The organism is Methylobacterium indicum (assembly GCF_017347565.1).
Taxonomy (GTDB): domain Bacteria; phylum Pseudomonadota; class Alphaproteobacteria; order Rhizobiales; family Beijerinckiaceae; genus Methylobacterium; species Methylobacterium indicum.
The window spans coordinates 5175035-5188728 of sequence record NZ_AP024145.1; the positions used below are offsets into that span (position 1 = coordinate 5175035).

Annotated in this window: 13 protein-coding genes; 7 read left to right on the plus strand and 6 right to left on the minus strand. The window is 67.4% G+C overall.

From position 1 onward, the window contains the following. Window positions 1–352 precede the first annotated feature (352 nt). Entirely contained in the window at window positions 353–1111 is a 759-nt protein-coding gene (locus miv_RS24025) for a PGN_0703 family putative restriction endonuclease (RefSeq protein WP_244748680.1), read from the plus strand. Further along, the gene (locus tag miv_RS33450; protein ID WP_244748681.1) at window positions 1087–1521 is read left to right on the plus strand and encodes a hypothetical protein; all 435 of its coding nucleotides are present in this window, start codon (window positions 1087–1089) and stop codon (window positions 1519–1521) included. The genes miv_RS24025 and miv_RS33450 overlap by 25 nt, the downstream gene beginning before the upstream one ends. Window positions 1522–2696: 1175 nt before the next feature. Here the strand turns inward: miv_RS33450 and miv_RS24030 are convergent. Beyond that, window positions 2697–3485 carry a restriction endonuclease gene (locus tag miv_RS24030; RefSeq protein WP_207179331.1) on the minus strand — a complete coding sequence of 263 codons (789 nt, stop codon included), beginning with the start codon at window positions 3483–3485 and terminating at the stop codon, window positions 2697–2699. Window positions 3486–3626: 141 nt separating this feature from the next. Between miv_RS24030 and miv_RS24035 the strand changes: the two genes are divergently transcribed. Together miv_RS24035 and miv_RS24040 are read left to right on the plus strand one after the other, a co-directional pair. After that, the gene (locus tag miv_RS24035; RefSeq protein ID WP_207179332.1) at window positions 3627–4085 is read left to right on the plus strand and encodes a hypothetical protein; all 459 of its coding nucleotides are present in this window, start codon (window positions 3627–3629) and stop codon (window positions 4083–4085) included. Beyond that, entirely contained in the window at window positions 4085–4870 is a 786-nt protein-coding gene (locus tag miv_RS24040; RefSeq protein WP_207179333.1) for a hypothetical protein, read from the plus strand. Before miv_RS24035 ends, miv_RS24040 begins: the two co-directional genes overlap by 1 nt. Window positions 4871–5904: 1034 nt before the next feature. Here miv_RS24040 and tnpC read toward each other — a convergent pair. The 3 genes from tnpC to tnpA all read right to left on the minus strand — a co-directional run bounded on the left by tnpC (window position 5905) and on the right by tnpA (window position 8253). Then, window positions 5905–7461 carry an IS66 family transposase gene (gene tnpC / locus miv_RS24045; protein ID WP_207179334.1) on the minus strand — a complete coding sequence of 519 codons (1557 nt, stop codon included), beginning with the start codon at window positions 7459–7461 and terminating at the stop codon, window positions 5905–5907. Between the two features lie 79 nt (window positions 7462–7540). Further along, window positions 7541–7888 (minus strand): IS66 family insertion sequence element accessory protein TnpB, encoded by a 348-nt coding sequence (tnpB, locus tag miv_RS24050; RefSeq protein WP_060847241.1) that lies wholly within the window; start codon window positions 7886–7888, stop codon window positions 7541–7543. Beyond that, entirely contained in the window at window positions 7885–8253 is a 369-nt protein-coding gene (tnpA, locus tag miv_RS24055; RefSeq protein WP_060847240.1) for an IS66-like element accessory protein TnpA, read from the minus strand. Before tnpA ends, tnpB begins: the two co-directional genes overlap by 4 nt. A 148-nt stretch (window positions 8254–8401) precedes the next feature. On the opposite strand from tnpA, the gene miv_RS24060 reads away from it, so the two are divergent. The 3 genes from miv_RS24060 (at window position 8402) to miv_RS24070 (ending at window position 10581) form a co-directional block, all read left to right on the plus strand. Continuing rightward, a complete protein-coding gene (locus tag miv_RS24060) occupies window positions 8402–8551 on the plus strand; it encodes a hypothetical protein (RefSeq protein WP_207179335.1) in 150 nt (49 codons plus the stop codon). A gap of 27 nt (window positions 8552–8578) precedes the next feature. Next, window positions 8579–8791, plus strand: a complete 213-nt coding sequence (locus miv_RS24065) for a hypothetical protein (protein ID WP_207179336.1) — start codon at window positions 8579–8581, stop codon at window positions 8789–8791. 236 nt (window positions 8792–9027) lie between these two features. Then, the gene (locus miv_RS24070; protein WP_207179337.1) at window positions 9028–10581 is read left to right on the plus strand and encodes an ISL3 family transposase; all 1554 of its coding nucleotides are present in this window, start codon (window positions 9028–9030) and stop codon (window positions 10579–10581) included. A 564-nt stretch (window positions 10582–11145) separates the two neighbouring features. On the opposite strand, the gene miv_RS24075 is transcribed toward miv_RS24070, so the two are convergent. Then, window positions 11146–12000 carry a hypothetical protein gene (locus miv_RS24075; protein WP_207179338.1) on the minus strand — a complete coding sequence of 285 codons (855 nt, stop codon included), beginning with the start codon at window positions 11998–12000 and terminating at the stop codon, window positions 11146–11148. Window positions 12001–12139: 139 nt separating this feature from the next. Continuing rightward, the gene (locus tag miv_RS24080; protein ID WP_207179340.1) at window positions 12140–12661 is read right to left on the minus strand and encodes a hypothetical protein; all 522 of its coding nucleotides are present in this window, start codon (window positions 12659–12661) and stop codon (window positions 12140–12142) included. Between the last annotated feature and the right edge of the window lie 1033 nt (window positions 12662–13694).

The following is a 13694-nucleotide window of genomic DNA, read 5'->3' on the forward strand; positions in this document are numbered from 1 at the left end:
AATGGCGCTTTGACGCACGGCAGCGAATGCACCCCGGCTCTCGGACCCGCTATCTTCGCGAAAACATCAGCTAGACCAGGAACGATGCGCACACAGCCGGCTGGGTGGCAGCGGCAGTGCGCTACCTGCCCTACCACCTCTACGCGGACACTGCCGGCATCCTTGCCGTACCGCCGCCGAGGTGGAGGACGGCTGCGACCGTCTCCTGGCGGACCAGCACTTCGACCGGCGACCACACCGGTCGCCTGGCAGGAGGCTACGCCGCACCGTCCCCTTCGTCGTTCATCCTGCTGCCGCCTCCGGGAACCCCGGTCCAGCCGCACCCCCGCGGCCGTGACTCAGGACCAACCCGATGGACATCAGCGCCCCCCTACCGCCCGCCGCCGCCAACCCCGAACCCCTCGTAGTGGCCGCCCGCGGCGTCCTCGACACTAGCGGCCTCGGCCCGATCGACCGCGTGCCCCTCATCCCCGAGGCCGCTCGCCGCCGACACCACGTCTTCGTCCCCGCCGACCGTCGCTTCAAGGCCGCAGCCCGCTTCCTCCAAGCGCTCTGGCGCGAAGACCGCGGCCTCGCGATGGGTACCCACGTCAGCCGTCGCGAGCTGCACCGCCCCCGCCGTCTCGGCTCGCGCATCTCGACCGCGGCCGGCGCGCTCGGCGCCAACTTCCTTCATCCAGACATCGTCCCGGTCGTCACGCGCGCGCTCGCCTACCGCGAGCCGGGCGCGGCCTACGACATCGACCGCCTCAAGACGAATCTACTGTCCTCCCAGCCGCTGGCCTTCAACCTGTTCGGTCCGCTCGCCCACGACCTGCAATTCGCCACCCGCTTCGTCACGGAGTTCCTGCCGGGGACGCTGACGGAGGTCACGGACGTGCTGTTCGAGCACAGCCCGGGCCGCGGCGACCCGCGCTTCACCGCCGACCGCACCGCCTACGACGTCGTCTTGCGCGGCCGGGACGCGACCGGCGCACGAGGCCTGATCTGCATCGAGGTCAAGTACAGCGAGCCCGGCCACGAGCCCGCGCCCCCACCCCACCCGCGGCACACACACAGATCGCGCACGCCACCCCAGGCCTGTTCGTGGACCTCAACGCCCCGACACTGACGAGCGCCGCCTGCCAGCAATTCTACCGCCAGCACTGCCTCGCGAGCGCCATGCTCACAGCCGGACTCGCGGACACAGTGACCCTGGCCTTCATCGCCCCCACCCACAACCAGTCCGCGCACACGGCAGCAGCAACCTACCGGCACCAACTCACGGACCCGCAGACGGGCCCAATACCGTTCGTGCCCACGACGCTGGAGCAAGCATTCGCGGCCCTAGCGACCGCCGGCCTCCCGGACCACGCCCGCGCGCTTCACCGCCGCTACACCGACTGGTGGCTCGTCGACGGCGAACTCGACCTCGCCGCAGCGGCCGCGACGCAGAAGCCAGTCGAGAGCATGACGATACTCGACACCGACGCCGCCCATCGGCACCGGACGGCTTCATCGCGCAGCAGCAAAGCCGCCTGATCGCGCCAACGGCCAGCACTTCATCAACCTAATGCCATCCGGGCCCGACGGCGAACCGGCCGCTGGGCCCGGACCCAACGCGCTCCCTGCAACGCCGAGGACAAACACAGCCCGCCTACCAAAACGAAGACCCTCGATAGCCAGACGCCAATCCTGCGAAGGCAGCCTATATCCAAGCCAACCGACGTAGTCTAAAATACAAACTGTCGAACGACAGCGCCGCACCAGCGTCGGCGGCAGGCACCACTTCTTTATTCTCCACTTCCGTGCCTACCAACGGCGGGCACCGCTTCTCTGGCACCCATACGCCCTCGCCCCGCAGCACTGGTGCGGCGTCCCACCCACCGGGCGCCACACAATGTTCACGCACCACCCCGATCTAACCCCCTTCGTCAGCTCTCTCACCACAAGCCGCCGAGTCGACGTCACGCCGCACGCGCTCGCACACGCGCTCGAGGCCGCATTTCTGTCCACGCGCACACCGGAGGGTGCGAGCCCAAACCCAATAGCGATCGACCTCAGTGTCGGCACCCAAGGTCGAGGTGCGATCACCTTCTGCTGCCAAGAAACAGGCACCAGCGAACGTCGGCCTCTTCGAGCGCAGCGCCGATCGTACTGGGAACTAACTGTCGCAACGGAGGGTGACGGGCGCACTCACGGAGAGACTAGAATTCCCGCCTTTGCGCTGACCGTGGCTCTGACGCCGCTGCTTCATCCAGAGCGATCCATCGCAACCCGCATCGGCATGTCCCTTCACCTCGTTCATGAACCCTGGTGGCCAGCCGACCTAACGGACACGCTCGCAAGCCTCGCCGATACCTGGCATCGTTGCATCGCGGAACGCGCGCAATCGACGGCTTGAGTTAGCCGGGAGTGGCACTCGCGCACCGACACCCGAGGCGGCACATCGACGAAATCGCGCCCATCCACGCCCCGCCAAGTGTCTGAAACTTGGCACGTCTGACCACACGACTTCTGCCGACATGCCGCCTCGGGCGCACCCAACGACCTGTAGCTCACACCCACCCAGAAGCGGCCTTCATCGGCAAGTCTTTCGCCCACCAGAAGACGGGCGCGCTGGCCGCAATGCGCCACGAGGAGACGTTGAATCTGCTCCACATTCCGGACATTCGGGCATAGAGCTGGAGGGCGCTGACGCGCTTGGCCACATAAGCTCAGTCGTCGCGTTCGACTGCGCCCGGTACCTTGTCACGCGTGATCGGATTAAGCGCGCGCAGCGCCGCTAGGCCCTCGCGGGCATAGGCTTCGAGAAGCTCCAGGAATTCTTGGTAACCGCTCGCGGCCGCGAGGTCCGCGGGCACCTCGACCTTGAACTCGTCTCGGACCACGCCCCGGAGATCAATCGGCAGCCCTGGTAGTGGCGTTGCCTGGCCAAGTTGGCGCAGGTACGGCGAAAAGGCCGGCAGGATCGCGCCGATGAAGAGGTACTTTCGCCAGACGCGATAGTACGCCTCGCGCTCCGCCTCATCCTCGATCAGGTTCATGCCCGGGATGCCGAACGGCTCGTAATAGGTCTCAATGCTGTCGATAGCGCGCGCGAGTGACCACGTCCGGGCGCCGACCCACTTCTCGAAATGCCGCTGCTGAAACTGCGCGAAGGTGAGGAGTTCGATGTTGGTGTTGTGGGCGGCGAGGAGCGCGCCCGGCTGGAAGCCCACTTTCGAGATGATGTAACCGCGATGCGCGCCCGCCTCGGCCATCACAGTCCGGAAGCTGAAGACCACGTCCTGTGGGACATTGCTCTTCCAATTCTTGCACTCGCAGAGCGTGACCGTCTTGATCCCGTTGACCGTCTCCGTCGCCAGCACGTCAACTGCGGCCTCGCCGCCCCGGGGCAGGGCGATGGCGGCCTGGCGCACGGCGTCCATCCCACACTCAGCGAGGATCTGGCGCACCGCCTCTTCCAAGGCCTCCCAGGTCGGCGGTTCGCGTTGGGTGATCACGGGGTCATGGCCTTCCTCGGGGCAAGCCCACGGTGATGCTGAATGGATAGTGTGGCCGACACCTGCGGTCCACCGAACATCTAGGCTGTACGACACCCGAACGCTACAAGGGTCATCCCGGCAACCCGAGATTGACCGCGCTTGGCCGAGATCGACCCTATTGTTGAACCGCTCCTGACTGGGCTGCTGAACAGCCCGATGGCGGACTATGGCCGCGCGGCCACGGTGCGGCTTGAGGAGAACGATGGATTCCGCGACGAGGGCTTCGACCCTCGCGCAGGCAGGCGGGCTGCGCAGCGCCAGCGTCGCCGGATGCGCGCTGAGCGGCAGATCAAGGCAATCGACGCCGTCGTCCAGAACGCGCTAACCCGCGAGCTCGCGCTTACCGATCGCCTTCAGGGTCTGGCCGAACGGCTCAAGATTCGCTCAATCGGTGTCCTTCCGGCCGGCACCGGCGAGGTGACGGCCGAAGCGGTTTCCAGCCCGGGCCCGATCGATGAGCTCCTCAATCCTGCGCGCGCTACGGCAATCAAGACCTTCCTGGAGGTTTGGGCCGACGCCGTCCGCGAGACGCGCCAGCGGCTGGAGCATGAGCTCTAATGGCCAAGCCCAGTGCCGCCACCCTAGCGAAAACTGCGGCCGAGAAGGCGGCGATGGAAGCTAAGATCAGCAAGGCCGCGGCCGACCTAGCGGTCGCCGCGCCGAGCCTCGCCTCAACGAAGGGTAAGACCTACGAGACCTGGGTCATGTTCGAAATCGCCGCACGGCTCGCGATCAGCCACAAGGTCAAGGCCCGCAATAGCGCGGGCAAGTCGACCACCACCTTCCGGGTGCGCGGCGGGCCCGGGCACATCAAGTCGGCGAGCGAGCCCCCCGGCAAACTACCCTGCCACTTCGAGCTCGGGTCGCCCCAGGCGAGGGAGCCGCTCGAACTTCACAACAGCGTCGAGCACGTCGGCCTCAGCGACGAGACGCACGAGTTCGACGTGTCGGCGATCTCGAAGCGGTACACCTCGGGCCTAAGGAAGTCTGCAAAGGGGGGACCCTACGAGGGCCCGTGTGCCCTCGGCCTGGAACTGAAGGCTTATGACGATGCGACTACGCTGGACAAGGCGATCGCGCGCGCCTTGCTAGGCACCGTCGTCGACCTCCACCCCGGCGCGGTCGTCAAGAGTGTGAAGATCGAATTCCGCGCCAAGGCTTCCGACACCTATGTCGAACGCTTCGGCTATCCGCGCGCGGCGCTCCTGACGACGGCTTGGATCACGCCCGAGACGCGGAAATTCCTTGAAGCCTACGGGATCGGCTCCCACCCCAATGTCGCTCCAGGGCACAACGAAGGCGATCTCGACGCACTGGCGTCCATGATCAGGCCTTGGCTCTGACGTCTACCTGCGCGCGGCCGCCGGGGGTGGAGCGGACCTTCCGAACGTCCGAGATGGGTCAGTTGTTCGCATGCCGCTTGGTCTGCTGAGCGACCTCGCCGACCTCTGGCTCCGGCGCCTCGAGGCGCAGGCGACGGCGACGGCCCGCAACCGCCGAACCTACCGGACGAGACCGGACGAGACCGGACGAGACCGGACAACCCAGATAGACCCATCGCCGTTCTAGCGCCGATTGCGGCCACGCCAAGTGTCTGAAACTTGGCACATCTGATCAGAGGCATTCTGCCGACAGACGGTCTCCGACGCAGCCCACGAGCTGCAGCTCGCCCCCGCCGGGTCGACGGACCTTCGTCGCGCCCGCGCACGGCTCACCCTGACCGCGTACGGTCCCGACGCAGCTGGTGCGGGACGCGGGCGAGCATAGGATGATCGTGCGCCCCGTTTGCGTGAACGCCTCCCAGTAAGACTGCACGCTGGAGCCGGCGGCAGGGCGCTGGCTCGCACTGCGCCTGGGCCTGCGCACGGTGCGGGGTCTGTCGAACCGGGATGGGGCGCGGCTGGTCCTGGCCCGAGGGGACGAACCCTACGCCTAAATCGACGCGCTACGGCGGCGGGCGGGCGTGAGCGCGGGCGCATTACGGCGGCTTGCGGCGGCGGACGCGTTCCAGCCGGGGCTCGGTCTGGCTCGGCGCAAGGCGCTGTGGGCGGTGCGTAGGCTGTCGGACGCACCCATGCCGTTGTTCGCCACCGCCGACGCGCGGGATGGCGTGCTGCGGCCAGAACGCGAAGAGGAACCGGTGCGGCTCGCCGCGATGACCGCGGGGGGCGGGAAATCGCCGAGGATTACCGCGCGACCAAGCTGTCCCTGCGCGCCCGTCACCTGGCCTTCCTGCGTTCCGACCTCGCCGCGGGCGGTCACGTCCCTTGCTGTGACCTCGCCACAGTCCTGGACGGCGCATGCGTCGCGGTGGCGGGACTGGTGCTGATCGGTAGAAGCCGGGATCGGCGTAAGCGCTCGGTGACGGAGCCACTGGTCAGGCGGCCTGCTCGGCCTCACTGGTTGGCATCCAGTTCCAAGGCAGCAGATCGGCCAGTCGCTTGGCCGGGTGATCGGCGATGCGCGTGAGCACGTCGCGCAGGTAACCCTCGGGATCGAGCCCGTTCATCTTGGCCGTCTCGATCAGCGTGTAGAACGCCGCCGCACGCTCGGCGCCCAGCTCGGATCCCGCGAACAGGTAGTTCTTGCGCCCGACCGCCACACAGCGCAGCGCCCGCTCGGCCGCGTTGTTGTCGAGGGCGAGACGGCCGTCCTCGAAGGCCCGCATGAGCGCCGGCCAGCGTGCCAGCATGTAGCGCAACCCCTTGGCCAGGTCGGAGCGGCCCGGCATCTGGGCCAGGCTCGTCTCGGCAAACGCCTTCAGCGCCTCGGCCAGCGGCTTCGAGCGGGTCTGCCGCTCGCGGGTGCGGGCATCGGGCGGCTTGCCGTACAGGTCGCGCTCGACCCCGTAGAGCGCCCCGATCCGCTCCAGCGCCTCCGCCGCGAGAGCCGAGCCCGTCGCGGCGTGCACGTCGAAGATCTTGCGGCGCACGTGCGCCCAGCACCCCGCCTCGGTCAGGCCGCCGCCCACTCGCCCGGCCTCGTACAGCCCGTTGAAGCCGGCATAGCCGTCGGCCACCAACACGCCGGAGAAGGCCGCCAGGTGCGCGAGCGGTCGCTCGCCTCGACGGTCGGGCGAGGCGAAGAACACGGCCGCCGGCGGACGGGCGCCGCCATGGGGACGCTCATCCCGCACGTAGGTCCACAGCCGCCCGGTGCTCGTCTTGCCCGTGCCGGGCGCCAGCACCGGGATCGGCGTGTCGTCGCCGTGCAGGACGTCCGAGGCGCCGATCACCTCCCGGCGCAGAAGCTCGGTCAGCGGCTGCAGCGTGGCCGCAGTCGCGCCGAGCCAGCCCGAGAGCGTCGAGGTCGCCAGTTCGACGCCGTCGCGCGCGTAGATCTCGGCCTGGCGATACAGCGGCAAGTGGTCGTCGAACTTCGCCACCGCGATGTGGGCCAGGAGCCCCGGACCGGCCCGCCCGCGGGGAACCGCATGGTGGGGAGCCGGTGCCTGCACCACCTGCTCGCAGGCACGGCAGGCGAACGCCTCGCGCACGTGGCGCACGACCTTGAACCGGCCCGGCACGTAGTCGAGGCTCTCGGTGACGTCCTCGCCGATCCGGCGCAAGCTCCCGCCGCAGGCCGGGCAGGCGCAGGGACCGGCGTGGACCACGCTCTCGCGCGGCAGGTGCGCCGGCAGGTCCCGCCGGGCGGGCTTGAGCCGTGCGGTCTCCCTCGCCTCGGCGACGACCGGCGTGCCGGCCAGGCGCTCGGCCTCGTCGACCTCCAGCGCCTCGATGGCCAGTTCGAGTTGCTCGAGGCGCGTGCCGAGCTTCTCGGACGAGGTGCCGAACCGCGCCCGCTTCATCCGGGCGAGCTCGCCGCGCAGCTTCTCGATCAGGGTGCTGGCGTGGACCGCCTCGCGCGTCAGGCCGACGATCAGGCGCTTGAGCGCGTCGACGTCGTCGGGCAGCGAGGCAGGATCGAGAGCCATGCCAACAGCTTAGCCCTTGCCGAGGGCCGTCGCCACCGGCCCTGACCACGGACGCAGCCACCTCGGTAGTCTGCCGCTCTCAGCCTGCGATCGTCGGCCGATCGGTGCGCAGCGGCGTGCGCCAGTCGATGCCTTCCAGCAGCATGGCGAGCTGGGCCGGCGTCAACGCGGCAGCGGCACCGGCGGTGGACGGCCAGACGAAGCGGCCCTTCTCCAGGCGCTTGGCGAACAGGCACAGGCCCTGGCCGTCCCACCACAGCACCTTGATCAGGTGGCCCTGCCGCCCGCGGAACACGAAGGCCTGGCCCGAGAACGGATCGCGCGCCAGATGGTCCTGGACGAGGGCGGCCAGCCCGTCGAAGCCCTTGCGCATGTCGGTGTGCCCGGTGGCCAGCCAGACGCGGGAGCCGGACGGGACGGGGATCATCGACCCAGCAGCGCGGCGATCGCGCCTTGCAGGAGCGCCAGGTCCGCCCCGACTGCCGCCCGCACCCGGTGCCCGCCAGACAGCTCGATCTCGATCAGGCCCGGCCCGGCCGGCACGTCGGCTGCCGTCGTGACCGGGGGCGGCAGGGCGAGCGGGACGAAGGTCGGTGGGGCAGCCGAGGCCTGCTGCTCGGCCAGCAAGGCGCGCCGCCATCGGAACAGCAGGCTGGAGTGCAGACCGTGCCGGCGGGCTACCTCCGAGGCGGTCGTGGCGGGATCGTCCGCCTCGGCCAGGATGGCGCGCTTCTGCTCGAGCGACCAGACGCGGCGGGTGCCCGCAACGACAACGTGAGGAGAGTTGGTCATAGGTCCAGACACAGGGCCGATACAGCGCCATCTGACGCCAGACACTGTATCCAGAGCAAAGCACTACAGGCACAAGGCGGCCTTCACCGAGCGCTTACGGATCGGCCAAGGCGGGTGATGTTCATCACGCTGGAGGACGAGGGGTGGAGTGGCCAACCTCCTCGTCTGGCCAAGCCTGTTTGAGCGGCGCCGGGGGATCGTGCTCGAGGCAGGCCTGCTGTCGTGCAGCAGCAAGGGTGGGGGGGTGACGCACGTCGTGGCGGAGGCACCCGACGACCTGATACCGTGGCTGCAATGAATCGGCGATCTCGATCGAGGCCGCCTGATGACCAGCCGCGGGGACGAGGCGCGGCATGGAGGCAGCCCCGACCTGCGCGGGCGTCCGTCGGACCGCGCCGGAGGAGCCGAGGCCGCGGGTCCGATCGGGCCGAAGCCCTGGGACATCTTCACCCCCGACCTGCACATCGACGGAATCGGGGCACCCAATGTGAACGAGGCCACCCCCGCGATCCGGGTACGCACGCTAGACTTCCGCTGATCGTCACCTGAAGGGCTCCCAGCATACCTGCGCCGCTCCGATCGAAGCCCCTTGCGACAGCTACGGTAGCAACTGGGTGCCCTCGGCATCGCCCACTGGTAGCCCTCCAAGGCCCGGCCCTCTGGTGTCAAACGGCATCGGAACGGGACCCCTGATCGGCGTCCAATCGGGGCTCTGACGCACTCTCGGTGCATGTGGGTTGATGGATCTCGGCTCTGGCCGTTGGAGATCCTGCCATGGCTCCCAGCCTGCACCCCGACGTGATTGCCCCGCCCGGCATCCTGGTCGATCGCGTGGAGCTTGCCGATCGCATCACCATCATCGCGCAGCCCGTAGCCGCGTCGGCCCGCTGTCCTGGCTGCGATCAGCCCTCATCCCGCGTCCACAGCCGCTACACGCGAACCCTTGCGGACTTGCCCATCGCCGGCAGGCAGGCCGTCATCGAGGTCGTCGTCCGCCGCTTCCGCTGTGCCGCAAGTGGCTGCCCGATCAGGATCTTCGCCGAACGGCTGGGTCCGGATCTCGCCGGCCCCTATGCCCGGCGCACCGCCCGGCTCGAGAGCATCGTGCACCACCTCGGTCTCGCGCTCGGCGGCAGGCCTGCGGAGCGTCTCAGCCGCCGGCTCGTCGTCCCCGCCCGTCGCGATACGATGCTGCGCAGCGTGCGCCGGCACGCCGCGCGACCGGTGGAGGCGCCGCGCGTGATCGGCATCGACGACTGGGCGTTCCGCCGTGGACGGCGCTACGGCACCATCATCGTCGATCTGGAGCGGCGGCGCACCCTCGCCCTGCTGCCGGATCGCGAGAGCGGCACAGTGGAGGCCTGGCTGTCGGCTCATCCCGAGATCACCATCGTCGCACGCGATCGTGGTGGCGGCTACGGGGAGGCCACGACGCGGGCGCTGCCCGATGCCGTCCAGACCGCCGATCGCTGGCACCTGATGGAGAACGCCAGCGCTGCCTTCCTCGACGCCGTGCGCCGGTCGATGCCGGCGATCCGCAAGGCGGTGGGCACCGCGACGGTCGACCCTGAGCGGCTGACCCGTGCCGAGCGTCTGCGGTACGAAGGTTATCTGCGTCGGGAGGCGACGGGCGAGGCGATCCTGGCCCTCTCGCGGAAAGGCGTGCCGATCAAGACGATCGCTCGCACGACCGGCCACAGCCGCAAGCTCGTCCGCAACGTGGTGCGCGGCCTGACGGGCGACGTGTTCCGCTCCCGCCAGAGCAGCCTGGAGGCTCATCTGCCCTGGCTGGAGGGCGAGTGGAAGGCGGGCTGCCGGAACGGGGCGGAGCTGTGGCGGCAACTTCGTGCGAGAGGGTTCACCGGTAGTTTGCGGGTGGTCGGAGAGTGGGCGACACGGCAGCGCCGCAGCGAGCAGGTCCCGGACGGCGCACCTGGCCAGGTTCCGTCGGCTCGTCGGCTCGCGCGTCTGCTGACGATCGCGCGGGATGGCCTGACGAAAGCCGACGCGGTGGTCGTGGCGACGGTCGAGACCGAGGTGACGGGGCTCGTGGAGGCTCGCTCCCTCGTCAGCGCCTTCCAGGCAATGGTTCGGAAGCGGCGTCACGCTGACCTCGATGGCTGGATCGAGAGGGCGGCTGCCAGCCTGCTGGGATCCTTCGCGGCGGGGCTCGTGAAGGACAAGGCAGCCGTCGCTGCCGCGTTGACGGAGCCGTGGTCGAACGGACAGACTGAAGGGCAGATCACCCGCTTGAAGCTGGTGAAGCGGCAGATGTTCGGCCGTGCCAATCTTGACCTGCTTGAAGCTCGGCTGGTTGGAGCGGCGTGAACTCGTCTGCACCGAGAGTGCGTCAGAGCCCTTATTCCACGCCTAATCACACTCTGGAACCGGCGCCCCACCACGATCCATCACGCCCGGGGCCCCGGGGCCCCGAGGCCGGTCACTACCCTGGGTGCCGCACAGCTAGGCCCTCAAATGACCGTCTTGGCCCGCCTGCCCCAGCGAAGCGCGCAAGCTATTGAACCAGAATATCTTTTCAAGGCGGCCTGCCATTTCGGCCCGACAAATGTCCATTCCTGTCGGAGTGGTGAAAGTGGCAGTTTTCCCGGCGGCCGAACGGAGGCGCCCTCAACGACTATCACCGAGACCGTCTCGGACGGTACGCTGAGGCCCACGGATGATCGGTCGACGGATCGCCTCGCCTCGGATGTTGCTCGGCGGAACAGCATCCCGATCACCGAGAAAGCTTACGTTGCGAACGGTCGCAAACGCAGAGAAGCCCGCCAGGGATCCCCGGCGGGCTTCTCTAAATACGAGTTCATGAGGACGCGGAATGAAGGCCGATCTATTTAAAGGCGGCGCAGTCTCCTTGATGCCCCAAAGGCCTGTTTGCTAGATCAGATCGCGTCGAAGCATCTCCGTCAGACGGTCGCCCTCCCCGCGTCGGTACTCCGCGTCGTCGTACCGATGCTCGCCATCGATCAGGTAGTAGCGCTCGGGGTACCCTGCCTCCTGCCTAGCTTTCCTGAGCATGTCCTGCGACACCCGCACGCGCTGAAGGGTCACGATGCCCGAGTACCGGTGTTTCAAACCATAGAAGCCGGTAAATGTGTCGTCGGGCGCCAAGCCGTTGACATCGCGCTCGCGCGCGTTGAGCGCCGGGTCGACTCCCTTCATGCAGTAGCGAAACCAGCGCCACTGCTCCTCAATCGCACGCGCGACGGCCGTCTCTCGGCGGCGCCGAACGTGGAGGCGTCGTTTGAAGCCCACTCGGTCGATGCGCTTGACGTACCGTTCCAGCCACCGCCGGTACTGGGGGTACACGTGCACGGGGACATGGACCCCGCTGTGCGAGTGGAGGCCAAACGTCTGGGAGCGCTCGAAAACCGTGTAGTTGTAGTTCGGCACCCCGTAACGCCGCATGAATTTGCGTTGGGCCTGCATTAAGAGACGGTGCGCCGCATCGACTTCCTGGCCGTGACGGTAACCAATCCTATCCCAGGCCAGGGTGATCTGCACGTTGAGGATGGCCCCCTGATGGTTAGCGAACGCCACTGCCTGATGTGCTACGCAGAGCTGCATCCGCCTGATATAGCGCGACTGCGGCTGAAACTGCTCTAGGTACACGGCCATACTGCTGCCGACGATGGCATCTCGCATCGCACGCTGATGGCTATCGGCGTAGGGCAGGAAAAACTCCTCTTCCGGCCGTTCGAAGAACGACTTCTCATCGTCGTAATCAAGCATTTCTGCACTCCCAGGTAATCGGACAGAGCGACCCGCTGCGGCGGATACGTGCGTGATGGATCACTCTGGATGACAGGGTGTCGGTCCGTGGCCATGGTCTCGGACGCGACAGGGTGGTGCCTTTTGATCCCCGCGGGGTTCAGGCTGCGGCGTCGTCCTCGCCGAGGAGAGACTCGATCAGGCTCTTCGGCGGCTTCACACGCTTGAGTCTCGGGGGACGCGGGAGGCGCATCGGCTTCATGATCGAAGCAGGCATCGGCGGCGGGGTATGCAGCAGGTGCTGGACGATGGCGCCTACCAGGCCCGCGTCGGCCACCGACGCGATTAGGCCGCGTGAGCGCTCGTCGTACGGCTTGAAGCGACTGCAGCGCAGCAAGAACGCTCGCTGTTCCAAGTTCGATACCTTCTCGATTCGGTCGAAGAAGGCCACTTGGTCCATCCGCTCGATCGCCCCGAAACCATTGGACGTCGGCGACAGCTCTGGTGCATCGGCTGGCGACTGAGTGCTGGCCTCGGGTGCCCCATAGGGCCCTGCGGGCGCGCATTCGGAGGGGGGTAAAATCGCGCTGGATGCGTGAACAGCGCCTTGTGTAGAAGTGTTAGATTCGAGACGTGCGTCTTCTGTCGTGCCGCGAGGCACGCCGTGATCTTCGATGTGCATGGCCCATCTGCCGTTCTAGCTGGATTTTACCGGTAACGACTTCGGGGTCGCCGTCGGCAAGCTCATCAAGCATCCAAAAAGCGCGAGCACAAGCAAAAATCACGAATTTAAGTAAAATAGTGGGTTTTTAGTCTTTGGCCCTTATAGAAGGGCCCATAAGTTGTTTTGATACAACCGAAGCAGAGCGCCAGTACCGATCGTCGTAGCCGATATGGTTCATATTTCACAATGGCTTGACGAGTGCTCATCGGGCGGAGCGGCGCAATAACAGACGCATAAGACACAACCAGCGGTAGAATATCCAACGTTCGGTCACGAAAAAGTGAACTAACGCAGTGAATTTTCTCATCCGTTCGCAGAAAGTCCAGAGAGCGTCATCGCCTGTCGCGCAGAAGCTCTCTTAGGCGAACCCGGCTCGAGCTGGGCTCGTTTCGGCGGTAACCCTGCTGATTCGATTTGCCCAACGCCCGGCCGCAACGCGCACGACGTGCCAAAACGCTGCTCCGCCGAGACTGCGTGTCTCGGACCTCTTGTCCCGCCAAGGGAAAGAGCCACGCTCGCCCCGAGCCTCCACCGCCAGCCATGCGGGATGGGGACCGCCGGGTCGCACGCCGAAGGGCATCGGCAGCAAGCGGTCCCGCCCCGACACCGGGACGGACCGCAGGAGGAGGCAACGGGTCGCCCCGACCTCCGGGACACTCCGCCGTCAGCCGGATCGAGCGGCGGGGCCTGTCCGCGCTGGCCGTCCAAGCTGACGGGAAGCGGTGCATAAAGGCCGACAGCACAGCCCCGGTCTGCCCTTTGTGGGGTCGCACGTCGATCCGCCGGTCGACCGACGGCGTGGCTCCGAGTTCCACTCGCCCCGGACGAACGAGGCTTTGCCAGCGCCCGGCAAAGCCTTGCCTTCAGCAAGCCGGCCTCCCTCCAACGTCCACCAAGTTCCAGGCAGGTAGCCCCCCACGCCGTATGGGGCACGCGGACGCCGACCCAGGCAGCCCGGTGAACGAACGCCGCGGGAGCGGGAACCCGGACC